Below are 22545 nucleotides of genomic sequence, written 5' to 3' on the forward strand. Positions count from 1 at the left end.
CACACTTCGGTCAGAAGGGCTCCTCGTCCGCCGCGATCCCAAACGAATCGAAATCTTGTGTGCGCACGCGAGGTTCGTCGTCGTCCTCGGGAAACGACATCAGAGCCACATAGTGAGCCACCTTCTCGACCACCACATCAAAGGGTGGCTCCTCACCCCACGGCACCACAATGCGCTCCACACGATCTGCACGCATATGGTGAGGTGGTCGTCCCGAGTCGTCGTGGAGGAACCACAACTGCCGCGTCCACATCGCTTGCTCTGAGAGCGCAGCCGGGGTCGTCGTCTTGAGACCGATGTAATCGAGCCGCGATCGCACCTGGGATGCCCACTCGGAAAGCTGTCCGTCACCGAAGAGAAAAATCACCTCGGCGCTGCGCAGCCACTTCTTCACGTCCCAGTCGAACTGCGCACACGCATTCACGATCGTGTCGTCCTCGACCAGCGGTGACGCGATCGCGCTCGCATCGACCAACACCGTCCCCCGCGACCGTCGTACACTCATATCTTCCTCCGCGCGGGAGTCAAAAGCGGCTCCTCGATGTCTTCGATACTCGGTGGATCGACGCGCAGCCCCACCGCAAGCAACCGAACCGGCACCACCGCAGCGCGCAGGCGCTCCGCAGGCGCATCTAGCGCGAGAAGCCACCCCGACGCAGCACCGCGTGCTTTACGGACGTGGGAGTCGCGCGTAACCGCCCCTGCGGTAGCCGTGGGCGAGTGTGTCGCCGCTCCCACGATGTCGGTGACGCTCAACATCCCGATCCGTCGGCGCACCGTGCCGTCCATCAGCGGAGAGGTGATGATGATGACTTCGAGTGGATAGATCGCACGGATGCGCAGCAGCAGATCATCGAGGTCGGATACCCTCACGTCGGTCACAGCAGGAAGCCCGAGCACGCGGGCGTCCAAATAGAAGACGGCTGTCTTGGGCATTCGGGCTCCTGGTGAAGGTGAGAGGCGGCTGCGGCACTCAACTGCGCAGCCGCCCCCTGGATCGGACACGACTACATCATGGTCGGGCTCGTCGAGATTCCGTCTGGTTCCGTTTGGTCGCGTCCCGACCATGATGTAGCGGATTCGAAAAGGATGGTTAGACGTGGCAGCAAAAAACGGCATCGAGCCGTACGACACGAAAAAAGGCACGCGCTACAAAGCGCGGTACTGGAAACCCGATGGCAAGCAGGGGTCGAAGGGCAGTTTTGAGACCCGCGCGGCAGCGAAAGCGTTCCAGCTTGAGATGGAGGTCAAGCGTGCACAAGGCACGTTCGTTGACCCCGCTCACGGTCGGGTCACGGTCGCATCGGTTGCTGAGGAGTGGTTGGCTACGCGCGAGGCTGACCCCGCCACTAAGCGCTCCACGTATGCCCGCGTGCGCGGTATCGTCCGCACGCGCATCATCCCCGATCTCGGTGAGCACCGCATCGGTTCCGTCACGCGGGGAGATGTGAACGAGTGGATTCGCACCCTCACCGGAGAGGCGGAGACAGTGCGCAAGCAGGTGAGCGTTCTGCGGGGGATTTTCGAGTTCGCAATCGAGCACAACCGCATCCACACCAACCCTGCCAGCAAGGTCAAGCAGCCACGGGTTCCCAAAAAACAGAAACGCTACCTGACAGACGAGCAGATTGCGACGCTCTACGAAATCGTGGGTCGGACAAACAACGGCGAGGCGCACGGCTACGACCTCATCGTCGCTCTTCTCGCGTACACCGGGCTGCGCTGGAGCGAGCTTGCCGGACTCCGGATTGGGGATGTTGACCTCAAGACTCGACGGCTCTCCATCGCGCACACGGTCGTTCTCGTCGATGGGGTTCCCACTGAGGGTGTACCCAAGTCGTACTCCACGCGCTCGGTTCCGATTCCAGACATCATCGCTGCGCTCGTGCGCACCCATATCGTCCGCCGCCGGGAGGAGCTTGCGGTTGATGCGAAACGTCTCAAAGATCAGCTTGCGCTTCTTGACGCGAAAAGCGCCGAACTCGAACGTGTCCGTGCGCGAGGAGTGGTGCTTGCGGCTCGGCTCGACGAGGTGCGTGAACGGAATGCCACCCTGACCGCTCGTATCGCCGGACTTGAAGCCGACCGTGACGCGCGTGCGGTTGCCGGAATGCCGACTGAGCCCGTAGATGTCCGCATCGCCGCCGCCGCAAAAACATTGAGCAAGCTCCCTCGCATCGAGGGACTGGAGAAGAACGTCGCCCTCATCCCGGAGCGCATTGCCCGCCTAGAGAAACAGATCGCGAAAGCGCCGCGCCAGGCAGAGATTCTGCGTGATGCTCTGCGGGTGCTGGAACAAGAACCCCTGTTCGTCGGCGTGCGCACGCGGTCGTGGTTGCGCAACGCGAGTTTCCGCACGGGCTGGCTTACCCCGGCTGTCGCGGAGATGGACGCGCTCGCCGCTAAAGCCGCCACCGAGAACGATGACATCCCACCAAAGCCGCTGGGCGACGTAAAGCCGCACGAATTGCGGCACACCTATGCAAGCCTCGCAATCTCCGAGGGCGCGAACGTGAAGGCGCTCCAACGTGCGCTCGGACACGAGAAAGCCTCAGTCACATTGGACGTGTATGCCGACCTTTTTGAGGACGACCTGGACGACATAGCGATTCGTCTCGATGCCAGTATCCGCGCCATGTCGGAAGAATCCGACCTATCCACGGGAAATCCGATTCCCTACTACGACACCATCTGGGACGTGTGACGACTACACCGCTTAAGACTCGCGCTCGTCCGCTTAATCAGCGGGTTGGTTCTCCACGAACGTCTGCGTAGCCTCGGTTACTTCACTCCGTTGGACCGGCATCAGCAGTGCGTCTGCCCCATCACCGAATACGCGCTCGACAACCACCTCTGGGTCTTCGGTCAGTAGGTCAGGATGGGCTTCCAAGATCAGATCGACCTTCTCGTTAATCTGCTCGGGTGTGAGTTCGCGCAAAGCACTCGCAAGTGACTGAGTGCCTTCGTCGTTGAGTATGCGCGCACTGACCAAGGTCTCCCACTGCTCTACGCTAATCGCGGCGTGTGCTCGTCCCGCTGCACGATGCGCGAGCGATTCGAAGAACAGCGCGAACCACTGTTCTTTCGTAAGTTCGACCGCTGTGACGTCAACTTCATCTTCGACTTGACGCAACTCAGTAGAAGGAAGTGCGGTTGACACTTCGACCTCGGAAGCTGCCGCTTCCGCGATTTCACTCTCTTGCGTCTTCAACTTCTTGTCAGCCAAAAACTGTTTGATCTTGGGGACGCCTTTGACTACCAGTAGTGTGCCGCCGATACTAACACCCGCGACTACAGCCGCAAGGATAACTTTCTCTCGGGTGCCGCTACCACTGGACTTCTCGATGGCATTTGTCGCATACAGAACAACTTGCTCCCGGACTCCGCTCGCACCGTGCACAAGCGGGCTTAGTCCACCGGGGCTCTTAAGCGACGGAGACAGCGTGCTGCCCACGCTGCGCTCCACGACCATCAGTTCGCGGATGACCTCAGGAACTACTTCTCCACCACCGGCTGCCATAACTCCAACCATAGCGTCCTTAGCTCGTGCTAAACAGACCCACCCGGAGACCGCGCCATGTAGGTGATCCATGTCAAATCAGTTGGGGGAAACCTCCGCGCTCTGTGTCCAAATCTGGAGGACGTCCCGGTCGCTGACCTACGGTAGGCAAAAGAGAAAGCCCCCGATCCCTGTGTTTCAAAGGGATTCGGGGGCTTTTTCTCACTGTGACCCCAGCGGGATTCGAACCCGCGTTACCGCCGTGAGAGGGCGGCGTACTAGGCCGCTATACGATGGGGCCTTGTGCTTCGGACCATTTCGGTGCCGCGGCAACTCATTAAGTTTGCCACAGCAGTCAAGCTTGCGCAAAATCGCCCAAAGTTTGCGGCGTGTCACCGGCGCTCGCGACATAGCGAGCATGCTTGTTTACACTGAATCTATGCAGTGTTTTCGCCTCGCTCACGCCGGTCTTGTCATCGAAGATGAGGGCGCCTCGCTCTTCATCGATCCGGGCAATTTCTCAACCCAGCAAGACATCGTCTTGGCGCTCGCATCAACCGCACCCCCAGCGGCAATTGTGATCACGCACGAGCATGCCGACCACTGGGATGCCGCACACATCGCGAGTATTCTCGAAGTTGCGCCAGAGGCGAAAGTGCACACCACGGTCGCAACGAAGGCTGCGCTCCTCAAAGCGGGTATCGCAGACGCACGTGTTTCGACGGTGACCGAGGGCGATCGCGTCACGGCTGGCCCCTTCGCGCTCGACTTTTACGGTCGCCGCCATGAGGTGCTGCACTCAAGCATTCCGGTGATCGACAATATCGGCGTGCGTGTAAACGACACCGTAGCCTGGGGTGGAGACTCGTTGACCCGCGCTCCGCTTGAAACTCCCGTGCTTGGTGTGCCGATCGGCTCTCCTTGGTCGACCGTCGCGCAGGTGATGGATTTTGTGCTCAACTGCGCAGCACCACGCGTGTTTTTGACGCATGACGGCATGCTCAGCGATCGCGGCCTCGCGCTCTACACCGACCGTGTGGCTAGCTGTTTGGCAACGTACGGCGGCGAGCTGCTCACGCTTCCAAGACTCGACGAGGATCGCAGCGCCCGCCTCTCGCTCGGCTAAGCAGGCAGCGCCGCAAAAAGATCGATTGAGTTTCCGTCGGGGTCGAGCAGCGTCGCGTAGCGCTGTCCCCAATGGGCGTTCCAAGGCGCGACGTGCCCGGTGAATCCTGCTGCGGTCAGCTCAGCGTATGTCGCATCAACGGCGGCAGGTGTGCCCTTGTCAAAGGCGAGGGCAACTCGATGACTACCGACCGGCGCAGTGTAATTCGGGTCAAACGACTGAATCACTTCGAGGGTGTCCCAAGCGATGAGCACTCCGTCGTCGAGTCGAGCTTCGACGTGGGGTTCCGTCTCTGCGCCGGATTCGATGTGCACTCCGAGTGCACGGTAGAACGCGAGCGAGGCCCCCATATCGCTCACGACGATTCCGATAAAACCAAGTTTGAGACTCATAGTTCTCAGCGTAATTCTTCGTTCGCAGACACGCCCAGCGAGAATCTACCCAATTGCACTCGTGAGCTTGCACCAGTTTTTGAGTAGAGCGCGCCGACGTGGGTTTTCACGGTGGTAAGCCCAATATGCAGTCGTTCTGCAATCTCTTGATTGCTGAGCCCCTCGGCTAGGAGCATGAGAACTTCGCGCTCGCGTGCGGTGAGCTGAGCGACTTCAATCGGGTCAGCGGTCGGCGCCTGCGCCGAGAGTTCAGCTGCGGTCAGGCGTGCAATTACCCCGCCTGCGATCGCGGGGTCGAGCACGTGGCGATCCGCTGCGACATGATGTACCGCCTGAATCAGTTCGGCGCCCTTCACACTCTTCAGCAAGTATCCGTGCGCGCCTGCTGCGAGCGCGCTGGAAATCAGCTCGTCTGAGTCAAATGTCGTCAGAATGATCACTCTGGTTTTCGTCTCGTTGGTGATGCGTTCGGTTGCCCACACCCCATCGGTGCCAGGCATTCGAATGTCAACGAGTGCGACGTCGGGTGACTCGCTGATGCAGAGGGCGGCAGCGTCAATGCCGTTTTCAGCCTCGCCGACGATGCTGATGCCGGGGTCGGTGGAGAGGATCGCGCGCACGCCGCTGCGCACGGCTTCGTGGTCGTCAACCAGCACAACTCGAACCTGTGGTGTTGCGTTCTCACTCATGAGCGCTCCGTTTCTAGGGTCAGTTCGGCCAGCCAATTTTCGGCTTCGCTCGCTCGTGATTCAAGGCTCATTCCAGTGCCCTCAAGCAGCATGTCGGCCCCGTTAATGCCGATACCGCTCCCCCGTGTGTGCGAGGTACCAGGCGAATAGGCGTTTTTCACACTCACGCGATTTTTTTGAGCACTCAACTCGATGTCGCCAGAACCGTGTTTTACTGCGTTTGCGATGAGCTCTTGGATGACCCGCAAGGCAACTCGAGTGTTTGCCGCAGGCAACCTCGTCAGCAGTGCGTACAGCCCCGGCTTGCCCTCGTCAGCCCATCGCAGTTGGCGAGCGCCCGGCAGCTGGCGATCCAACTCGCCCAAAGTTTCGTTGATGAGTTGCTCGGTGGGCACTTCCGGTTGTTCGTTCAAATCGTCGACAGCTTTCAACACCTGGATCAGACGGCGTAATTGTGCATCGGCCTGAGCAGCTCCGAGCGCAGCTTGGTCAAGACTTTCCGATAGCGCGGGTACGCCGCTCGGCAACGATTCGGCAGCGGCAGCCAGTTGTAGTTTTGCGGCCTCGACGTGCAGGCCGGATACGGCGATCTGATTGGCGACGAGGTCATGCAGGTCGTGTGCGATGCGCTGCCGCATCTGTTGGGTCGACTGCGCGTGTTGTTCGGCAAGCGCGGCGCTGATGCGCAGGCGTTCGCTGCGCACGTTCCAGCCCCAGAGGGTGGCCACGAGCAGAAACAGTGTCCACTGAACTACGACAACGTATGCGACTGCTTCTGTGCGGAACCAAATCAGCACCGTGCCGAACATGGTCACGATGAAGCCGAAGATTAGCCAGAGCAGAATTCGAACGCCTCTCGCGCTGCCATATTTCACGGCGCAATAAAGGAGGTCGGTCAGAATCAAGATCGCGCCGAGGGTACCACCGAACAGTACATCGGCGAGGATCAGGGGCATGCCCAGCGCAAGCGCGAGAAACGGGCGTTGCGAGCGTTGCGTGGTGACGGCGGCGAGAGCAAGCAAAATAAGCAGAAAAGCGGTGCCGCTGGTATGGAACACGGCAAGCGGCGGCCACAGCGGGTACGCACCGAGCTGCAGCAGCGCCAAACCGGCGATCAACCAGAACACCGCGATCACGGTGTCGCGGCCACGCGGATTCGCGTTTAACCGCGAGATACTGCGCCTGATCATGCCCCCATTTTGCCGCAAGCTGTGCACGAAAGTCTCATTCGTTCGAATGAGACGGATCAGGCTGCTCGAAGGATCACAGCAACTGGTGCACGAACAAGACTGGCTGCATGAGCATTATTGTGATCGGCATTCTGGCCTGTGAGGTCAGCTTCTGGCTGGTGTTAGCGGCGGGGCTCGCCACGCGGTACTTTCTCGGCAAACAGAAACTCTCGACCGTGCTGTTGCTTTGCGTGCCGGTGCTCGACCTCCTTCTGCTCTCACTGATCTCGTGGGACATGCTGGTCAATGGCACTACCGCAGATTTCGCACACGGACTCGGCGCGATCTATCTCGGTTTCACCGTCGCGTTTGGGCACCAGATCATCACGAAAGCAGATGTCTGGTTTTCGCACCGATTCGCGGGCGGCCCGGCACCGGCGGCGCTGCCGAAGACGGGCCCTGCGAGAGTGAAGTACGAGTGGAATCAGTGGTTTCGAATGCTCGGCTGCGCGGTGATTGCGAGTGTGGTGCTTCTTGGAATCACGTTCTTGGTTGGCGATGCCACACGCACCGCTGAGCTCACTTCGTGGATCGGCAGGGTTTGGATCGTGACCGCGATCTGGTTTGTCGGGTGGCCCGTATGGCACTCGGTCGGCCTGGCGCTTGCAAAGCCGGGAGCGGCAACGCCACCTTCAACGGAACCGGGTTCTGGGCGGGAGTAGTTAGGCGTTTGCCGCCTCGCCTGTTGTGGTCTGTTGTACAGGCGTCTCGCGATCCGCCGTTTTGTTTTTCTTCTGCCATGGCCAGCGACCTGACATTTCCAGCTCAAGCGACCAGCTCAGGAAGGTACGAATAATCACGATGCCTGCGAGCACACCAATGCTCTCGAAGGTCGGAGTGACCGCAACCGTACGAATGATGTCGGCCGCGACCAGCAGTTCAAGGCCGAGCAGGATCGAACGGCCGAGCAAGCGACGAAAGCGGGTGTATACATCGCTGCGTTTCTGCGCCATATCTCGTAGCGCAGCCACGCCCGCGATCAAGGCGCCGATCACAATCGCACCGACACCAACGGCGTCGATCGCCTTGCCAATAATCTCGATGAACTCCTGAAATTCCATGCTCTAACCATGTCATCTCGGGCGCGCGGGGGCTAGATGCGCAGCATCTTCAGGTGAGCGCGAAGCTTTTTGCATGCCCAGTCGTAGTGACTTGAGGTGGCCGAGACGCAGTATGAGCCAAGGCTGGTGGTACCGGTCCACGAGAAATGCGCTTTCACAAACAACTCTTCGTCGCTGAACGTTTCTATGAGCTGTAGTACTTGTATGTGGCTCTGCTGCACGAGACGCCATGCATCGTCAGTCGAAGTCTTCTGGTGTGCATGCCAGAACTCGATATTCATCTCGCCGTAGTTTTTCCAGTTGTATGGCGATGGCAAGAACGGCTCTGCGCGGCCCTGTTCGTAGTTGGCTTCGACCCAATTGAGCAGCAAGCGATGCCATTCGTAAAGGTGAATCAGCACGTCACGCAGATTTTTGTCTCGCTCCCAGTGTGCCTCTTTCTGGGCGAAGCCCGCGCCGAAATCAAACGCCGCGTTGCGTTCTTCGACACTCATCGACTCAATGAGTTTGCTCAGCTTTGTGAATTGCGTTTGCGAAGCGCTTTGTAATTCATCTTTGTGTTGCGGCCTGGCCATATGCCGAATGTACCCCAGCGGGGTGTCAAACGCAGCGTAGTTTGTGCGAGGTGACTATTCAGCGTTCCACAGCTCTCGATAAAATCTGATGCGTTCTGGATCGGGCTCGATGCCGTATGCACGCCAAAATATCGATTCGTCATAGTCGCGATAGTTCCATTCAAATGACAGTGTCATTACCGCGAGGTCGGCCCACCGGTCGGCCACGCCGAGCCGCGCCAAATCAACGTGCGCGAGAAAGTTGCCGTCGTTTCCAAGCAAGGTATTTGGAACACAGGGATCGCCCTGACACAGCACAAGTTTGTCGATGGCAGGAGCGTGCTGGACGAGCGCTTCGGCTGCGGCGCTCTCGCTAGCTCGTTTCGTATTGCTCCACTCGAAGGGGCAGTCTTCGATCGCAACACTGTGCAGCTGGCGAAGCCCCGCGCCAAGGGCTGGAAGAGCTATTTCTGGGCGGGCTTTCCATCGCTCAGACACCGCAGATTCGCCGGGTAAGGCCCTCGAAACCATTATTTCTTCGTGCTCTGTCACGAGAAGCTCTACGACTTGAGGAGCGGGGTGCCGGCCTTCGATCCAGCGCAGACGATTCGCTTCTTCGCTGAGGGACTCGCCACTCGTTCGCGGATTCCACTTCACATAAAAATCGACCGCGCCACCTGGCCCAGCATGTGCGATTGAAAACGTCAAACCGCCCACACCGTTTCGCCAGACCGGATGCAGTTCCGCGTTTGCAAAGCCCCACCGCTCCATCGCTTCTTGCAGTGCTTCTGGCTGCGGAGTGTCTGCGGGTGGCGCCGAAGCGAGGTCAGAGGGATCACTCATGGCCCTCATTCTCTCGCGTCGTTTCGCAAGCCCACAAGCGCACCTTCACTAAGCCCACAATCGGGCCTTCGCTAAGCCCACAAGCAAACCTCCGCCAAGCCCACGAGCAGACCGCCGCTCAGCCGCAAGCAAGTAATATTTCAGAAATGCTCATTGACACCCCGCGCCTGCAACTTCGCGAAATGACTGCGAACGATCTGCCTGCTTTGCGTGCGATCTTGCAAGATGAGCAAACGATGACTGCTTACGAGGGCGCGTTTGATGAGCCGATGGTGCTGCAATGGCTGCAGCGAATGCTCGACCGCTATCGCGAAGATGGCTACGGGCTTTGGGCGGTTGAGCTGCGCGAGACTGGCACCATGATTGGCCAGTGTGGCCTCACCAAACAGCACATTCTCGATGCTGACGTTGTCGAGGTTGGCTATCTCTTTCAGCGGGCACACTGGGGCAATGGTTACGCCGTAGAGGCGGCGCGTGCTTGCCGAGACTATGCCTTTGAGTTTCTCGATACAGACCGAGTTTGGGCGCAAGTGCGCGATACCAACTTGGCGTCCATGAATGTGGCGATTCGCCTTGGTATGACGGTTCGCGGGCGGTTTGTGAAGCACTACCGTGGGGTCGAGATGCCTCACTTGGTGTTCGCGATCGACAAATTTGGCGCGCTGGATCGTCCCGCAGATCATTAATTTCACGCTTTTCGCGGCCACAAATCTCAAAGCTCAAGAATTCCCGAGTATTTCAGGCACCTGCAGCTTAAGTGGGTAGGGTCTTTGTGGCGTCACAGCCTTCGCTACCGCACGCCATTTTGTCAGCGAATACAGCCCAGAAGGAGCCTCAATGCCGCGCCTCGCGCAGATTTTTGCACGCCTCTCGGTTGGAACGCTCGTCGGCATCGCGGCAATCTTCAACATCACCGCATGTTCGGCACTCCCCTTTCCGAATATGGCCGCCAAACAGAATTGCCCAAAAGCTCACGACCTGAACGAAGCTTGGGCAAATCTGCTGATTGAAAGCGGCACCGGACTCACCCCCGAAGACTTCACCTCGCCTGATTCGAGCCCCTTTACACTCGGCGGACTGAATGATGTGAAAGTAAAAGAACTTCGAGAAGTAGTGAGCGAAGCATGCGTCTATGCGCTGCAACACGACGCCATTGGCTACGACGGGGCAAGCGGGGTACTGATCTATTCGACCAAGCCTGTCGATCGCAGCAAGGTTGACGCTGTGCTCAAGGCAAACGGATGGCGCAGCGAAACCACAGTGAAAAGCCCCAAACAAGACCAGAGCTGGAGTCACAGCCTCTGCGGCAGCGCCACTGAAATGACTCGAATTGTTCAGGGCCGACCCGAACTCATCGGTGGTTTTGTCGAGGTCTTTTCGAAGCAGCTCGAAGCCGCACTGCCGAACGCGCAGTTCGCGCTCGCCATGACTTTTCCGGCAAGCTGCGACTAGCCCAAGGTTACGGTTGGTACAACGAAGTTTGATTCCCTGAGTTCGTTCAGCACTGGGAGTTATCTTGGGCACATGTCGACCTATGTGAGGCCGAGTAGTGGGCCCGTGGTATTTCGTGATGCCGCCGGCAAGCTGATCAATTACGGCAGTCGCTGGCAAAATGGGCCGCCCGAAGATAGCTATTCGACGCTTGAAAATCTCGAACGGTTTCGCCCGCTGCACCGGGTTGCCGAAGCGCTCATTGAGCATTTGCTCGCGAACTACGAGGTCACCGTTGAATCAGGCTCTCAACTCACCGAAGGCCTCGAACACGCGCCTGCCGCGAACAAAATAACGCGGGCAGTACGCCTCACCCCGCATCGAAATGGCAGCTCGCCCCTGCTATTCGTGTTCACAAATTACCCGGGGGTTTGGCTCTATGCCGGAACGTTCTTCAGCGGCGCGTATCCGGTCTGCGGCTGCAACGCCTGTGACGAAATCTGGCAGACTCAGGCCGATAGTTTAGAACAAGATACCTTCGCAATTATCAGCGGCGGGCTAACAGAAAGCGTCAACGGTCCAGTCCCTCCCGAGGTCACAGAAGACCGCAATGGGCAGATCACGATCGGAATGAGCCTGAGCCTCGCCACTCGCATCATCTCGGCAGACGGCAGTTTTGAGGGCGGCAGCGAGTCGAACGCAGAAAACGTGCCGTTTACGACGCTCAGCCGTTATCGAGCAACGCTGGATCGCCTTGCCTTGGTGAGTAACGGCGGCAATTGGCTGCCCTGGCCCCGAGCGGTGCAGCCTCGCTAAGCGTCGTCGCCAACCTCATCGAGGTCTGCAAGCACCTCGACGCTCTCTGGTTTCTGGCCAATAAAGTTGACGCCAATGCCGTAGTCGCCGGCCAAGCTTTCGAAACCCGTTTCAGAGAAGCGCAGCATCCAACTGCCGTCTGACCACACCACTGCATCTGGCAGATCAAACGGTGCCGTCTCGGCTTCGAGCAGCGCAATTTCTGCCTCTGGCAGCGCAAATTCTTCGTCACGCAGTTCAGTGCGCAAGAAACCCGCAGCAGCCTCAGTGACCTCTGAAAAGTTCTCAATGATTTGCGCGAGCAACTCAATGATCTGCAGGCTTGGCGCTTCGGGTGGCTCGGCGATAAACGACACCTCGGCGTCAGAATTCACCGCAACCCAGCAGCTCAGATCTTCTGGCGAATCAACGGCGACAAAATCGGTGCCATTGACGGAAAACTTCTCGGGAATCTCTTGCTGCTCAACCATGCCGCAACTTTAGCAATGTCGCACGACAAAACTGGGTACAGAATGGAGGAATGAAAGCGCTGCCACCCGCAACACCAACCGTTGAGCACATCGATTTCGAGGCGCTCGAATCATTTCGATTCGCGGACGGTATCGGTTATCCGCAGAGCTACAAAGACTTTGTGACGAGCTACGGTTGGGCGCGCAGTTTCGGTTTGTGGCTGATCTTTCCCCCTGTGCTCACGGGATTCGCCGATGGTCGGGCGAGAGCACAGTATCTCAGCGAGCACTTTCGTGTCGTGTATCTTGACGGGCAAGAAGAAGGTTTTGACTGGATGGTCGAGCCCGATGGTGATTGGCCGCAGGCGACGCGACTTGAGGTGTTTGCTTGGAGTGAAAACGGTGATTTTCTACTCTGGGACACTTCAATTCGCGCCGCAAACGGCGAGTTTCCAATCTGGGAATCACGCGGCTTGAACTCGCTGCACCGAGTCGGCACCAGCCTCGACGAGGCATGTGCCGAGCTCAGCGAGCGATCCGGCCAGGCAACGGTCGATCCGCTGCAGGCACATAAAATCTAGGCCGCCGCTTTCGCCGTTGCAGGGTTACGAACCAAGAAGCTGCCCGCAACCGCGACAAGCGAAAGCACAGCGCCAATCAGGAACGCAAACGACACTCCCTGACCCTCGGCTGCAATTGCGTTTGCCCCGGCTGCTGCAGCCCGATTCGTGCCGACCGCGAGCATGGTGACGAGCAGCGCGGTGCCGATCGCGCCAGCGAGTTGCTGCACAGTTCCAATGATCGCCGACCCGTGCGAGTACAGCTTCGGGCTGAGGCCGCCAAGCGCTGAGGTGAGCAGCGGCGTCATCATAAATGAAATGCCGAGCGCGACGCCGGCCAGCCCAAGTGCCGCAATGATTGGTGACGTATGCTCGTCAACTCTGGTGAGAGCCCAAAGTGTTGCCGAAGCCACAATCGAACCGGGAATCACCAGCGGGCGCGGGCCATATTTGTCGAAGAGCCTGCCAACTACGGGTGCAAGCAAGCCCATGATGAGGCCTGCTGGCAACAGCAAGAAGCCTGTTGTTGCCGAATCGACCTGCAAAACATTCTGCAGATAGATCGGCAGCAAAATGATCGCTCCAAACATTGCAGCCATCATCACGATAACCAGCGACACGGCGAGCGCGAACGGGCCCGAAGCAAAGGCTCGCAGATCCAGCAGCGCACGATCTGACTTTTGCAGTGTCACCTGTCGCCAGATGAATAGAGCAAGGCTGAGCGCGCCTGCGCCAAGCGAGATGAGTCCCACCAGGTTGAGCGATCCACCGCCGCCAACCGTGGTGATGCCGTAAAGAATGCCGCCAAAGCCCAGTGCCGAAAGCGGCAGCGAGATGATGTCGAGCGGCGAATCAGTCTTTTGGCCAATGTTTTGCAGGCTGCGCACCCCGACCACAAACATAATGATTGCGACGGGAAGAATCGTCCAGAACAGGAAGTGCCACGATGCCACATTCAGAATGAAGCCCGAAAGCGCAGGGCCGAGCGCCGGAGCCATCGCCATCACAATGCTGATGCGTCCCATAAACCGACCGCGCTCCTGCGCCGGCACGACCGTCATTATGATCGTCATCAGCATGGGCATCATGAGTGCGGTGCCGCTGGCCTGAATCACTCGGGCAATCAGGAGCACCGTGAAGCTTGGGGCGATGGCCCCGATTAGGGTGCCGATTGTAAAGGCGCTCATCGCGAAGATGAACACCTGCCTCGTGGTGAAGCGCTGTAGCAGCCATCCGGTTGTCGGAATGATCACGGCCATGGTGAGCATAAACGCGGTGGTGGTCCACTGCGCGGTCGCGAGCGTGACGCCAAGATCGGTGACCAGGTGCGGAATCGCGACCCCCATCACCGTCTCGTTCAGCATGGTCACGAAGGCGGCGCCAAGCAAGAGCCAGATTACTCGCTGCTCTTTTTTGCGCTGGATCGCGGCTGCGCCTGCGGGTGCTGCCTGAGCTGGCGCGGCATCTACTGACTCGTTCATATGCCGGCCGCCCTGAGCGCTACGACCGCGATCGCCATCACTGCAAGCACAATGTTTTTCGAGAACGGTTCATTGTGTTTGCGGTGTGCTGGAATCGCAAGCAACTGGATGATCGCGATGCCGAGAGCTGCGAGCGGGGTCAAAAATTCGGCTATGCCGAGCAGCATCGGCAGAACCAGGCCGATCGCGCCGAGCAGTTCGGCTGTGCCGATCAGCCTTACCCCGGTTTTGGAGTAGTCGAGCAGCGTCAGCATTGGTTCTTTTCCGCCGTGCGGCTGAACCAGTTTGATCACACCCGCCATCACATTCATCAGGGCCAGTAGCCCGGAAAGTACCCAGGCGAGAATTGAGAGAGCGAGCACGGTGCAAGACCTTCCTTTAGTTACCGTTTGTAATCGAGGTACGATGAGTAAGTATGAAGGAGAGGGTGCCAGGTACAGCAACTATCCCGAGTTACATCCGGGTAACCAGTGCACGCTGAAATAACACCAAAACCAGGCCCACCTCACCCGCAACCGCGCTAAAGATTTGAAGGAGCGAACCGTGTCAGCTGAGCAACGTGTGAGCACGCAGCAGCCAAGCATGCACGATATGTGCGGCCACGCCCCCGAAGAGGCCGAGGTTTTTCGCTCGGTACTCTCCCGTATTGGCGACAAATGGAGCGTCATGCTCGTCGGAATGCTGAACGACGGCCCACTGCGCTTCACCGAACTCAAAAACCTAACGCCCGGCATCTCAGCCCGCATGCTCACGCACACCCTGCGTCAATTGGAGCGCGATGGCCTCGTTGAACGCACGGCATACCCAGAAATCCCGCCACGCGTCGAATACCGCTCAACCAAGCTCGGCAAGAGCCTCACCTCCCCCATACTTGCTGTCGCAGAGTGGGCCTCCACCCACCAGAACGAGATCACGGTAAACCGCGCAAGATACGACGAGGCGAACGACAACGAATAGGCTCGCATCGCTTGCTACCCGACGCTGGATCTGCACACTTGTAGGCTATGTTCATGGATCGTAAAAGCATCAACGCCGAGCTTCGCCAGCAGTTTTTCCCGCTCCTCACCGCCGCCGGATTCACCCGAAAAGGTGACGTGCTGTACCGCGAGCTGCCCGGCCCCATCGTGCATATTGCTGAGGTGCAGCATCGACCACGAAATGGCGTCTTCCAGATCAATCTGGGCGCACATCTGCCATCGCTCGACGACATCGCCAGCGGCCAGACCATCGCCCCTGCCGACATGCGCGACTACGAGTGCGCGTGGCGCGGCTCAATCATTTCAGGTTTTCGCACTAGCTCAGATGCAGAGTTCGCGTATGGCTCCACGGCGGAAGAAGCAGCCGAATCGGTTGCGTTCCTAGTATCAGAGTGGCCGAGACAAGCAGCCCAGTTTTTTGATCCACTCAGCAACTTTCCCGATGGGTTTCGCGAACGCTGCACTCAGGTCCTCAACGAAGATCTCCACCCGGCCCATCTGCTCACCTGGGCAAAAGTCGCACTACTCGTAAACGATCCAGAACTCGCAAAGCGGATCGCCACAGCCGCGCTACCGAGCGTTCCCGAGCGGGCAACCTCGCTGCGAGAGAATCTTGAAGCATTGCTCTGACACTGTTTGAAGCAACACTCATCACCGTTCCAGCACCTCAAGCCACGCCTGTAAAGGGAGCAAAAATGCAACTCGGACTGCACTTTCGCCTCAACGACGCCCAGATCGCACCAGTACTCGAAGCCGAAGGCGATGACGACCGCCTCTTTGAAATTCTCGCCGAGTACGAAGAAGATCCAGCGATTTACGAACTTACCTGCGAAACCGACAAAGCGTGGGATCCCATCGCCTGTGCGCTCTCGCCAGAGGGCGATGACGGGCCGTGGCCAGCACGCGGCGTGATTGGCGGTTCGAGGCAGTTGCAAGAAGACGAAGACGAATCGTGGTTCACGTATCTCGCACCCGCAGAAACAGCCGAAGTTGCCGATTTTCTCGCGACCCTTGACGACGCCACATTCTCACGGGCGTATGCCGAAATGCCAGCGGAACTGCGGAACCCCGAGTATGGCCCCGACGAAGAAGACTACGCCCTCGGAAACCTCACCGAGCTCAAGAGCTTTTTTGCGGCAGCAAAGGCCGAGGGCGCGCACGTTGTGTTCAATGTGATGCACTAGCGGACTGCACCGGCACTCCGGTCGAATTCAGTCAGAAAGCCGAAAGCACGAGTGTCGCGATACAGGCGAGCGCGGCCGCAAGGCTCGGAATGCCTAAGCCGAACAGTATTCCCACTGCGCTCGGCGATCCAACGCCACCGGGCAGAAGGCCAGAGAGCAGCGTGCCAGCTGGTCCCGCAAACGAGACCCCGCAGAAAGTTCGCCAGGCAATGGCGTCAACCCTGGTGCTGGCTGGCCTCAAGTACCGATTGAGACTGTCTTGAGCAAAGCTGTTCAGCGGCGTCTTGAAGCAATGGCACAGCGGCCGCGATCAGCTCGTCGGTCATCCGTGTAGAAGGCCCCGAAAGCGAAATTGAAAGGTAGGTATCAAATTCAGATCGTGCCGCCGCAGCCACTGAAACGGCACCGATTTCGCTTTCTTGACGATCAATCGCATACCCTCGTTCGGCGCACAAACGAACATCTGCCATTAAGACCGCGGGACTCACAATCGTTTGCGGAGTGATCTGTCGAAAATCCATGTTTTTCATCGTCAGCTCAACTTCTGTGGCAGGCATAAGGGCAAGCAAGGACTTGCCTACGCTACTCGAATAGAGCTCGACCCTTTCGCCGATTTCCACTGAGTGTCTTACGGCATGCGGGCTGAGCACCCGCGCCACATATTCGGCTTTATCGTTGATCAAGATTGCAAGACTTACCGATTCTTCAAGCTGAAGTACCAGATTGCGCAGCAAGCTCTCGACGTTAAGCCCGGCAAAGTTGTTCGCGGCACGACCCAATGGAATCATTCGAAAACCGAGGGCGTAGTGCTTGTCGGGGAGCTGACGAACGTAACCTCTATTGACCAACCCACGCAAAAACCGGTGTGCGGTAGGCATCGGCATACCCGCGGCCGCAGCAAGATCAACGATGGAGAGTCTGCCGCCGGCACTTGCCAGCGCCTCAAGAATGTCGAGCACCCTGTCTACTGATTTGACAGGTGAAGTCGTCGACTGCATTTGCTTTGACATGTTCCTTTTATAACAGGCAACCACGGTGGGAGCCTCGAATTACAAGAATTGCAGGTGGGAAGGGTGCCGGTAGTTACCGGCTCCCCCACACCACACACAGCGAATTAAGCTTCAGAAGCGAGGTAAAAGGCGCTCTCTGGCAACCAACTTGCAATCACCGGGTCACCAACACCAAATACTCGGTCCTGTTCATTCTGAGCGATTGCCATCACGGCTGTACCGTTTTGAGAACGCATCTCATACTGAATGACCGATCCTTGGAACACTACGCTGCTGACTGATCCGCTCAGCGAGATTGCGTCTGAGGCTGATGGCGTGGCCCCTGAGTCGAATGAACTCAGACGCACGCGCTCGGGTCGAACACCCATCACTCCTGTCGAAGCCGTCGAGTGAATTCGCTGCTTCGGCAGCTCGGTTTGCCTGTCGAGAACGGTGATCTGTGCGCCGTCTCCCCGCGTAGCAGGGAAAAGATTCGAGCTTCCTAGGAACTGGGCGACAAAGGTGCTGCGTGGTGAATCATAAAGTTCTCGCGGCGTGCCTAACTGTTCAATACGCCCATCTCGCATCACAGCGATACGGTCTGCCATCGACATTGCTTCTTCCTGATCATGGGTGACATGAACAAAAGTTAGGCCAAGTTGCGACTGCATTCGTTTCAGTTCGACCTGCATTTGATGTCGCAGTCGAAGGTCAAGCGCCCCAAGAGGCTCATCAAGCAGCAAAGCTCTAGGCTCGTTGATCAGAGCCCGCGCAACTGCAACTCTCTGCTTTTGACCACCAGAGAGCGCGGAAGGCATAGATTCGGCTCGCGACTCCAGTTGCACCAGCGCGAGCATCTCGTCAACCCGCTGATCGATATGTTCGGTCCGCGCCCGGCGCAGCCCAAACGCCACATTTTCGCGAACGCTCAGGTGTGGAAACAGTGCGTAGCTCTGAAATACGGTGTTCACCGGGCGCTTTGCGGGCGGGAGATGCGAGATTTCCTCGCCGTCCAAGCGAATACTTCCCGAACTTGGCTTTTCCAAGCCGGCCAGCATTCGCAGTGTGGTTGTTTTGCCACAACCAGAAGAACCCAGAAGTGCAAAAAACTCACCCGGTTCGATTGTGAGGTCGATACCCTTCACGATCTGAGCGTTACCGTAATTTTTGGTCAGTTCAATCAGGTCGAGACGTGCACCATTGCTCATAACTCATCCACCTTGCTTTCATTTGCCAAATCGGCATGTTTCACTGTTTTGTTCGTCCATTCGCCCGCGAACATCGTGGCGGTTACTGAAATCTCCGAAATAGCGTGTGGCGGCGCTCCATGGGGGTCGCTATCGAGCACCACAAGGTCCGCGCTCTTGCCAACCTCAAGCGAACCGCTCACCATCTCAAGCCCATTCGCGAACGCGGCACCACTGGTAAACGCACCAATCGCATCACGAACGGTAAGCGCCTCGCTGGGAGCCAGCGGTGCACTTTCTGGCTCATCGATGGGCACCCGTGTCACTGCCACCTGTATTTGGGCAAGCGGATCCGGTGTTGATACTCGCCAGTCGCTACCGGCAGCAAGCACTGCGCCCTGTTTCTTCAGCGATCTGAAGGGGTATTGCTGTTCGTATCTTGATTCGCCAAGCCCAGGCAAACAGAGTTCGAGCATTTGCGAGTCGCTGCAAGCCCACAGCATCTGCAGATTTGCGATGACGTTCAGCTTCGCGAAACGTGGCAGGTCGCTTGGGTGAACCGACTGCAAATGACAAATTTGATGCCGCATTCCATGCCCGACAAGCGCATTGTTTACTGTTTCACAAGCGTCTAGGGCAGCTGTCACAGCGCCATCACCTACGGCATGAAAATGCACACCAAACCCAGCGAGAGTGCAGGCATGCACGATCTGCTCAAGCTCAGCTGAGGTGTAGAGCGGATCACCAACGCCGGCGTGATCCGCGTATTCGTCGTTCATAAACGCCGTGCGGTTTTCAAGCACCCCGTCAACGAATAGCTTGACAAATGGTGCGGTGATGAGTCGTGAACTTCCCAGTAGCGCTCGCGATTCTTGAAGCTCGGTGATCTGTTCGATTCCGCGACTTCGGTCCCATGCAAGCGCGAGCACAACTCTGCTCTGCAACCGCCCTTGCTGTTCTGCTCGAAGGTAGCTTTGCAGCAGGTCTCGTTCAATTCTGGCGTCTTGCCATGCTGTGATCCCAAGGCTGTGCAGATAGCTCTGACCCAGGTCAAAAGCACGATCAAATTCTTCGTCACTCGTCTCAGGAACTATGCCAGCAAGTAATTTCATTGCGGTCTCGTGAAGAATTCCGGTCGGGCTACCGTCGACGAACCGCTCAATACGCCCACCTTCAGGATCGGGCGTTTCGCTAGTGATTCCGGCGAGTTCGAGCGTACGAGAAGAAACCCAAACACTATGCCCATCGCGCGCAGTCAAGTATGCGGGCCGTTCTCCACACACCGCATCGAGATCATGCCGAGTCACCGAACGACGTGAAAAGTCATCCATTGACCAACCGCCGCCTCGCACCCACGCATCCGCGGCAAGGGCTCTTGCGTATTCGGCGATCCTCGCAGTTATGGCCTCGCCTTCCAAACCGTGTAGGTCGCACCGAATGTCAAATAGAGAACCTTCTATGAGGTGAATATGGGCATCTTGAAAAGCCGGAAAAACGACCCCGGTCACTTCTTCTACAGAAGTGTCTGGGCCAATAAGGCCCTGAATTTCCACGCTGGATCCGAGGGCAATTATGTTCCCACCGACCAAAGCGAGAGCTTCGGTTTCTTTGGTTGATTCTGCGTTCGGCCGAATCCGCCCCTGCAGCACTCGATCTGCGAATACTTGACTCATCCGATTCGCTCCACATCAAGCGGGAGCTTCGACAGGCGTCTTGCCCCGCCTGTTTCAAACACCACAGTGTCGATCATCGGGTACAGCACAATGCTCTCGTAGTTTGTCACCAGCCCAGCTTCAAATACGTCTGGGCTGTCTTCTCCCACAGTGAAGGTCCACTCGCCTACCCAATCTGGCGGGAACGAGAGTCCCATCTCGTATCCCCCGTTCCAGTTGTGCAGGCCCCACACGCCGCAGTCTTCAAAATGCTGTTGAATGAGTCCCGTTACGGTATTCACTGCGACACCCTCAGCCGCATTTTCGCAAAGAATGTCAAATGCTTGCGCTTCGATCGCGGCAAGGTCTTTGAGTTCATCACTCGGCTCTTCGCCTACGACATACCAGCGCTCAACGTTGGCGTGATAACGCTTGTACACCCCGCTGGGGTCAGCGCAAAGCACATCTCCGCGAGCAAGAACTCTCTCTGAAGCGTAGGCGTGACCTAATTCGATGGGCCCCACGACAACACTTTCGTGGAGCGCAGCGGGCCCGCCTCCGGCCTCTGCCATTCCTCGCACGAGAGCACCCCAAGCTTGGCGCTCGGTCATTCCCACCCGCACTTCTTCTTGCATGGCGAGCAATCCAGCATCACAGATTTCCGCGGCTCGTTCGATTGCTTCAAGCTCAGCCGGCGACTTGATTCGTCGAGCATTTCTCACGAGCTGGGTAATGTCGCTTGCCTTTGCGCCCTTCGCGGTAAAAGCGGCAATCACAAGTTCTGAAACGGCAGGGTGTGGCACATGGCTCCCCTTTTCAAAACCGATGACGCCGTTCAACCAGCCTCGCCTCGACAGCTCTCCAGCGATCTCAGCCAATCGCTCGTCGCCATCGGAATCACTCAAAGAGACTTCTGAGACGACAGATCCAAGGCTCAAAAGATACCGATGGTGATACACGTCAAAGTGCACCATTTCTTCGGTGTCAGTCCTGACCACCGTCATTTGGAGGGGGTACCATTTTTCAGGACTTTGCGCTCTAAACCAACGCGATTCAAAACCGTGCAACCAACAAATGGCCTCGGGTGAGCTCAGCACCGCGGTTGTGATTCCCGCTTTGCGCATTGCTGCGCTGAGCCGGGAGAGACGATCCGCGTATTCCTCCCGCGAAAACGCAGGTGTGGGCTCGCGCTGGTCAAGGGCAGCATAGTCGCGACTCACCCGACCGGTGATTGCACGAATACGGTCTTCAGAAAGCTGAAACGACATTAGCGAGAGGCCTTCACTCGGGTCCAGGCCTGGTTCCAGGCTTGCAGTTGCGCATCCTTCAGTGGAGCGAGCCACACCTCAGGGTTCGAGTACATTTGCTCGTCGTAAGCCAAGAATGGGCTGTCTTGAACGAGGGTGTTGTAGTGCTCGATGCCGGTCGCAGTGCCTACTGGGTACCCAACGAACTCAACAATCTTCTTCATATTGTCGGGGCGAAGCAAGAAGTCGCTGAACAGGAGCGCGGTCCCTGGGTTTTTGGCTGAGGACGGGATTGCTAGGCAATCCGCATTGAAACCGAGCGTCTCTTTGCAGAATCCAAAGCCAATATCGTCGGCGAAAGAAGTGTTTCGAATGGCACTGAGAGTCGCTCCGCTGTAGTTCATCAGCAGCTGTGCCTCACCATTTTCGAGCTTTTCGCCAGCAGAGCTTCCGAACCCGCCGAGCGACTTGCGCAGCTCGATGAGGGCGTCGGCTGCCTTGCCGAGGTCGTCTGGCGAATCTGTTTCGGTAGAAAGCCCAAGTGAAGCAAGCGCCATGGTCATTGAGACAGTAACGTCATCAAAAATAAATGTGCGCTGATTCAGTTTTGGCGCGAGGTTCCAAAGATCGTTCCAACTGCCAGTGAGTGATTTCACTGAAGACTTTCGATAGGCCAGTCCGATCCCGCCCATGACGTACGGTCCTGCAAGGTGATCGGCGTTGGGGTCAAATGAAGGATTCTGGAACGTTGAATCAACCTCGCCCCAGTTCTCCATTTGACCGTGGTCAATAGGCAAGAGTAGGCCCGCTTCTACGGCACGCGGAAAGAAGTTCGACGGCATAAAGGTAATGTCAGCCGCCATTCCCGTACCGAGCTTTTGGATCATCTCGTCAACGGTTGAGAAGTAGCTTTGTTTTACAGAGACTCCGTACTCTTTTTCAAATGCGGCAATCACGTCATCGGGAACATATCCCGTTGGCGCGTAGTAGAGCAGATCGCCATCTACTTGAGCCTTTGGCGCTACTAGCGGTCGCGAGTTCTGCGCTGGCGAGCAACTTGCAAGTAGCAACGCAGCGGTTCCCATTCCAGCGAATGACAGCAGTGTCCTTCGATTAAATTCCGTTTTCATGATTTGCTCCCCTTCAACGAGGTTTTAGTCGATGTGTGAAGTTTTGTGA

At 57.7% G+C, this 22545-nt stretch carries 27 protein-coding genes and 1 tRNA gene; 10 read left to right on the forward strand and 18 right to left on the reverse strand.

Features of this window, described 5'->3' with window-relative positions; all coding sequences use genetic code 11:
* Positions 1-10: 10 nt before the first annotated feature.
* Both QBL02_RS06320 and QBL02_RS06325 read right to left on the reverse strand, forming a co-directional pair.
* Positions 11-475, reverse strand: a complete 465-nt coding sequence (locus QBL02_RS06320) for a hypothetical protein (protein WP_282725542.1) — start codon at positions 473-475, stop codon at positions 11-13.
* 26 nt (positions 476-501) lie between these two features.
* Positions 502-936 (reverse strand): hypothetical protein, encoded by a 435-nt coding sequence (locus QBL02_RS06325; protein ID WP_282725543.1) that lies wholly within the window; start codon positions 934-936, stop codon positions 502-504.
* A gap of 163 nt (positions 937-1099) precedes the next feature.
* Between QBL02_RS06325 and QBL02_RS06330 the strand changes: the two genes are divergently transcribed.
* Entirely contained in the window at positions 1100-2704 is a 1605-nt protein-coding gene (locus QBL02_RS06330; protein ID WP_282725544.1) for a tyrosine-type recombinase/integrase, read from the forward strand.
* A 33-nt stretch (positions 2705-2737) separates the two neighbouring features.
* On the opposite strand, the gene QBL02_RS06335 is transcribed toward QBL02_RS06330, so the two are convergent.
* Complete coding sequence (locus QBL02_RS06335; RefSeq protein ID WP_282725545.1) at positions 2738-3520, reverse strand: hypothetical protein; 783 nt, start codon at positions 3518-3520, stop codon at positions 2738-2740.
* Positions 3521-3727: 207 nt separating this feature from the next.
* Positions 3728-3800, reverse strand: a tRNA-Glu gene (locus tag QBL02_RS06340).
* Between the two features lie 138 nt (positions 3801-3938).
* Between QBL02_RS06340 and QBL02_RS06345 the strand changes: the two genes are divergently transcribed.
* Positions 3939-4625 (forward strand): MBL fold metallo-hydrolase, encoded by a 687-nt coding sequence (locus QBL02_RS06345; RefSeq protein ID WP_282725546.1) that lies wholly within the window; start codon positions 3939-3941, stop codon positions 4623-4625.
* On the opposite strand, the gene QBL02_RS06350 is transcribed toward QBL02_RS06345, so the two are convergent.
* The 3 genes from QBL02_RS06350 to QBL02_RS06360 are packed head-to-tail and all read right to left on the reverse strand — an operon-like array spanning position 4622 to position 6896.
* A complete protein-coding gene (locus tag QBL02_RS06350) occupies positions 4622-5017 on the reverse strand; it encodes a VOC family protein (protein ID WP_282725547.1) in 396 nt (131 codons plus the stop codon). The genes QBL02_RS06345 and QBL02_RS06350 overlap by 4 nt on opposite strands.
* Before the next feature lie 5 nt (positions 5018-5022).
* Positions 5023-5706, reverse strand: a complete 684-nt coding sequence (locus QBL02_RS06355) for a response regulator transcription factor (protein WP_282725548.1) — start codon at positions 5704-5706, stop codon at positions 5023-5025.
* Entirely contained in the window at positions 5703-6896 is a 1194-nt protein-coding gene (locus tag QBL02_RS06360) for a histidine kinase (RefSeq protein ID WP_282725549.1), read from the reverse strand. Before QBL02_RS06360 ends, QBL02_RS06355 begins: the two co-directional genes overlap by 4 nt.
* A gap of 107 nt (positions 6897-7003) precedes the next feature.
* On the opposite strand from QBL02_RS06360, the gene QBL02_RS06365 reads away from it, so the two are divergent.
* Entirely contained in the window at positions 7004-7597 is a 594-nt protein-coding gene (locus QBL02_RS06365) for a hypothetical protein (protein ID WP_282725550.1), read from the forward strand.
* Here QBL02_RS06365 and QBL02_RS06370 read toward each other — a convergent pair whose 3' ends face one another.
* Genes QBL02_RS06370 through QBL02_RS06380 form a run of 3 tightly spaced genes read right to left on the reverse strand, consistent with a single transcriptional unit; the run spans position 7598 to position 9393 of the window.
* Positions 7598-7996, reverse strand: a complete 399-nt coding sequence (locus QBL02_RS06370; RefSeq protein ID WP_282725551.1) for a DUF1622 domain-containing protein — start codon at positions 7994-7996, stop codon at positions 7598-7600.
* Between the two features lie 32 nt (positions 7997-8028).
* Positions 8029-8571 carry a ClbS/DfsB family four-helix bundle protein gene (locus tag QBL02_RS06375; RefSeq protein WP_282725552.1) on the reverse strand — a complete coding sequence of 181 codons (543 nt, stop codon included), beginning with the start codon at positions 8569-8571 and terminating at the stop codon, positions 8029-8031.
* A gap of 54 nt (positions 8572-8625) precedes the next feature.
* Positions 8626-9393 (reverse strand): aminoglycoside 3'-phosphotransferase, encoded by a 768-nt coding sequence (locus QBL02_RS06380; RefSeq protein WP_282725553.1) that lies wholly within the window; start codon positions 9391-9393, stop codon positions 8626-8628.
* A 146-nt stretch (positions 9394-9539) separates the two neighbouring features.
* On the opposite strand from QBL02_RS06380, the gene QBL02_RS06385 reads away from it, so the two are divergent.
* From QBL02_RS06385 to QBL02_RS06395, 3 genes are all read left to right on the forward strand, one after another.
* Positions 9540-10079 (forward strand): GNAT family N-acetyltransferase, encoded by a 540-nt coding sequence (locus tag QBL02_RS06385; RefSeq protein ID WP_282725554.1) that lies wholly within the window; start codon positions 9540-9542, stop codon positions 10077-10079.
* A gap of 151 nt (positions 10080-10230) precedes the next feature.
* Positions 10231-10845: a hypothetical protein gene (locus QBL02_RS06390; protein ID WP_282725555.1), complete on the forward strand. Its 615-nt coding sequence runs from the start codon at positions 10231-10233 to the stop codon at positions 10843-10845.
* Positions 10846-10917: 72 nt separating this feature from the next.
* Complete coding sequence (locus QBL02_RS06395; RefSeq protein WP_282725556.1) at positions 10918-11640, forward strand: DUF6226 family protein; 723 nt, start codon at positions 10918-10920, stop codon at positions 11638-11640.
* Here QBL02_RS06395 and QBL02_RS06400 read toward each other — a convergent pair.
* Positions 11637-12110 (reverse strand): hypothetical protein, encoded by a 474-nt coding sequence (locus QBL02_RS06400; protein WP_282725557.1) that lies wholly within the window; start codon positions 12108-12110, stop codon positions 11637-11639. The genes QBL02_RS06395 and QBL02_RS06400 overlap by 4 nt on opposite strands.
* A 50-nt stretch (positions 12111-12160) precedes the next feature.
* On the opposite strand from QBL02_RS06400, the gene QBL02_RS06405 reads away from it, so the two are divergent.
* Positions 12161-12670, forward strand: a complete 510-nt coding sequence (locus QBL02_RS06405; RefSeq protein ID WP_282725558.1) for a hypothetical protein — start codon at positions 12161-12163, stop codon at positions 12668-12670.
* On the opposite strand, the gene QBL02_RS06410 is transcribed toward QBL02_RS06405, so the two are convergent.
* Together QBL02_RS06410 and QBL02_RS06415 are read right to left on the reverse strand one after the other, a co-directional pair.
* On the reverse strand, positions 12667-14130 hold the full coding sequence (locus QBL02_RS06410; RefSeq protein ID WP_282725559.1) for an MDR family MFS transporter: 1464 nt from the start codon (positions 14128-14130) through the stop codon (positions 12667-12669). The two genes, QBL02_RS06405 and QBL02_RS06410, sit on opposite strands and share 4 nt — an antisense overlap.
* Complete coding sequence (locus tag QBL02_RS06415) at positions 14127-14492, reverse strand: DoxX family protein (protein ID WP_282725560.1); 366 nt, start codon at positions 14490-14492, stop codon at positions 14127-14129. Before QBL02_RS06415 ends, QBL02_RS06410 begins: the two co-directional genes overlap by 4 nt.
* A 181-nt stretch (positions 14493-14673) precedes the next feature.
* Between QBL02_RS06415 and QBL02_RS06420 the strand changes: the two genes are divergently transcribed.
* The 3 genes from QBL02_RS06420 (at position 14674) to QBL02_RS06430 (ending at position 16291) form a co-directional block, all read left to right on the forward strand.
* Positions 14674-15087 carry a helix-turn-helix domain-containing protein gene (locus QBL02_RS06420; RefSeq protein ID WP_282725561.1) on the forward strand — a complete coding sequence of 138 codons (414 nt, stop codon included), beginning with the start codon at positions 14674-14676 and terminating at the stop codon, positions 15085-15087.
* Between the two features lie 53 nt (positions 15088-15140).
* Positions 15141-15737 carry a DUF4304 domain-containing protein gene (locus tag QBL02_RS06425; RefSeq protein WP_282725562.1) on the forward strand — a complete coding sequence of 199 codons (597 nt, stop codon included), beginning with the start codon at positions 15141-15143 and terminating at the stop codon, positions 15735-15737.
* A 65-nt stretch (positions 15738-15802) separates the two neighbouring features.
* Entirely contained in the window at positions 15803-16291 is a 489-nt protein-coding gene (locus QBL02_RS06430; RefSeq protein ID WP_282725563.1) for a DUF1877 family protein, read from the forward strand.
* 215 nt (positions 16292-16506) lie between these two features.
* Here the strand turns inward: QBL02_RS06430 and QBL02_RS06435 are convergent, their stop codons facing one another.
* The 5 genes from QBL02_RS06435 to QBL02_RS06455 all read right to left on the reverse strand — a co-directional run bounded on the left by QBL02_RS06435 (position 16507) and on the right by QBL02_RS06455 (position 22496).
* Complete coding sequence (locus QBL02_RS06435) at positions 16507-17301, reverse strand: IclR family transcriptional regulator (RefSeq protein ID WP_282725564.1); 795 nt, start codon at positions 17299-17301, stop codon at positions 16507-16509.
* A gap of 104 nt (positions 17302-17405) precedes the next feature.
* Positions 17406-18488: an ABC transporter ATP-binding protein gene (locus tag QBL02_RS06440; protein ID WP_282725565.1), complete on the reverse strand. Its 1083-nt coding sequence runs from the start codon at positions 18486-18488 to the stop codon at positions 17406-17408.
* Positions 18485-20140 (reverse strand): amidohydrolase, encoded by a 1656-nt coding sequence (locus tag QBL02_RS06445; protein ID WP_282725566.1) that lies wholly within the window; start codon positions 20138-20140, stop codon positions 18485-18487. Before QBL02_RS06445 ends, QBL02_RS06440 begins: the two co-directional genes overlap by 4 nt.
* A complete protein-coding gene (locus tag QBL02_RS06450) occupies positions 20137-21387 on the reverse strand; it encodes a Xaa-Pro peptidase family protein (protein WP_282725567.1) in 1251 nt (416 codons plus the stop codon). Before QBL02_RS06450 ends, QBL02_RS06445 begins: the two co-directional genes overlap by 4 nt.
* Complete coding sequence (locus QBL02_RS06455; protein ID WP_282725568.1) at positions 21387-22496, reverse strand: spermidine/putrescine ABC transporter substrate-binding protein; 1110 nt, start codon at positions 22494-22496, stop codon at positions 21387-21389. Before QBL02_RS06455 ends, QBL02_RS06450 begins: the two co-directional genes overlap by 1 nt.
* Between the last annotated feature and the right edge of the window lie 49 nt (positions 22497-22545).

This window comes from Leucobacter sp. UT-8R-CII-1-4 (assembly GCF_030010235.1).
In the GTDB taxonomy this organism is placed as follows: Bacteria; Actinomycetota; Actinomycetes; order Actinomycetales; family Microbacteriaceae; genus Leucobacter.

Excerpts from the sequence above, each read along its gene's own strand:
- QBL02_RS06325 (WP_282725543.1), bottom strand. The coding sequence starts at position 936 with ATGCCCAAGACAGCCGTCTTCTATTTGGACGCCCGCGTGCTCGGGCTT.
- QBL02_RS06335 (WP_282725545.1), bottom strand. The coding sequence starts at position 3,520 with ATGGCAGCCGGTGGTGGAGAAGTAGTTCCTGAGGTCATCCGCGAACTG.
- QBL02_RS06345 (WP_282725546.1), top strand. The coding sequence starts at position 3,939 with ATGCAGTGTTTTCGCCTCGCTCACGCCGGTCTTGTCATCGAAGATGAG.
- QBL02_RS06350 (WP_282725547.1), bottom strand. The coding sequence starts at position 5,017 with ATGAGTCTCAAACTTGGTTTTATCGGAATCGTCGTGAGCGATATGGGG.
- QBL02_RS06355 (WP_282725548.1), bottom strand. The coding sequence starts at position 5,706 with ATGAGTGAGAACGCAACACCACAGGTTCGAGTTGTGCTGGTTGACGAC.
- QBL02_RS06360 (WP_282725549.1), bottom strand. The coding sequence starts at position 6,896 with ATGATCAGGCGCAGTATCTCGCGGTTAAACGCGAATCCGCGTGGCCGC.
- QBL02_RS06365 (WP_282725550.1), top strand. The coding sequence starts at position 7,004 with ATGAGCATTATTGTGATCGGCATTCTGGCCTGTGAGGTCAGCTTCTGG.
- QBL02_RS06370 (WP_282725551.1), bottom strand. The coding sequence starts at position 7,996 with ATGGAATTTCAGGAGTTCATCGAGATTATTGGCAAGGCGATCGACGCC.
- QBL02_RS06375 (WP_282725552.1), bottom strand. The coding sequence starts at position 8,571 with ATGGCCAGGCCGCAACACAAAGATGAATTACAAAGCGCTTCGCAAACG.
- QBL02_RS06380 (WP_282725553.1), bottom strand. The coding sequence starts at position 9,393 with ATGAGTGATCCCTCTGACCTCGCTTCGGCGCCACCCGCAGACACTCCG.
- QBL02_RS06385 (WP_282725554.1), top strand. The coding sequence starts at position 9,540 with ATGCTCATTGACACCCCGCGCCTGCAACTTCGCGAAATGACTGCGAAC.
- QBL02_RS06390 (WP_282725555.1), top strand. The coding sequence starts at position 10,231 with ATGCCGCGCCTCGCGCAGATTTTTGCACGCCTCTCGGTTGGAACGCTC.
- QBL02_RS06395 (WP_282725556.1), top strand. The coding sequence starts at position 10,918 with ATGTCGACCTATGTGAGGCCGAGTAGTGGGCCCGTGGTATTTCGTGAT.
- QBL02_RS06400 (WP_282725557.1), bottom strand. The coding sequence starts at position 12,110 with ATGGTTGAGCAGCAAGAGATTCCCGAGAAGTTTTCCGTCAATGGCACC.
- QBL02_RS06405 (WP_282725558.1), top strand. The coding sequence starts at position 12,161 with ATGAAAGCGCTGCCACCCGCAACACCAACCGTTGAGCACATCGATTTC.
- QBL02_RS06410 (WP_282725559.1), bottom strand. The coding sequence starts at position 14,130 with ATGAACGAGTCAGTAGATGCCGCGCCAGCTCAGGCAGCACCCGCAGGC.
- QBL02_RS06425 (WP_282725562.1), top strand. The coding sequence starts at position 15,141 with ATGGATCGTAAAAGCATCAACGCCGAGCTTCGCCAGCAGTTTTTCCCG.
- QBL02_RS06430 (WP_282725563.1), top strand. The coding sequence starts at position 15,803 with ATGCAACTCGGACTGCACTTTCGCCTCAACGACGCCCAGATCGCACCA.
- QBL02_RS06435 (WP_282725564.1), bottom strand. The coding sequence starts at position 17,301 with ATGTCAAAGCAAATGCAGTCGACGACTTCACCTGTCAAATCAGTAGAC.
- QBL02_RS06440 (WP_282725565.1), bottom strand. The coding sequence starts at position 18,488 with ATGAGCAATGGTGCACGTCTCGACCTGATTGAACTGACCAAAAATTAC.
- QBL02_RS06445 (WP_282725566.1), bottom strand. The coding sequence starts at position 20,140 with ATGAGTCAAGTATTCGCAGATCGAGTGCTGCAGGGGCGGATTCGGCCG.
- QBL02_RS06450 (WP_282725567.1), bottom strand. The coding sequence starts at position 21,387 with ATGTCGTTTCAGCTTTCTGAAGACCGTATTCGTGCAATCACCGGTCGG.
- QBL02_RS06455 (WP_282725568.1), bottom strand. The coding sequence starts at position 22,496 with ATGAAAACGGAATTTAATCGAAGGACACTGCTGTCATTCGCTGGAATG.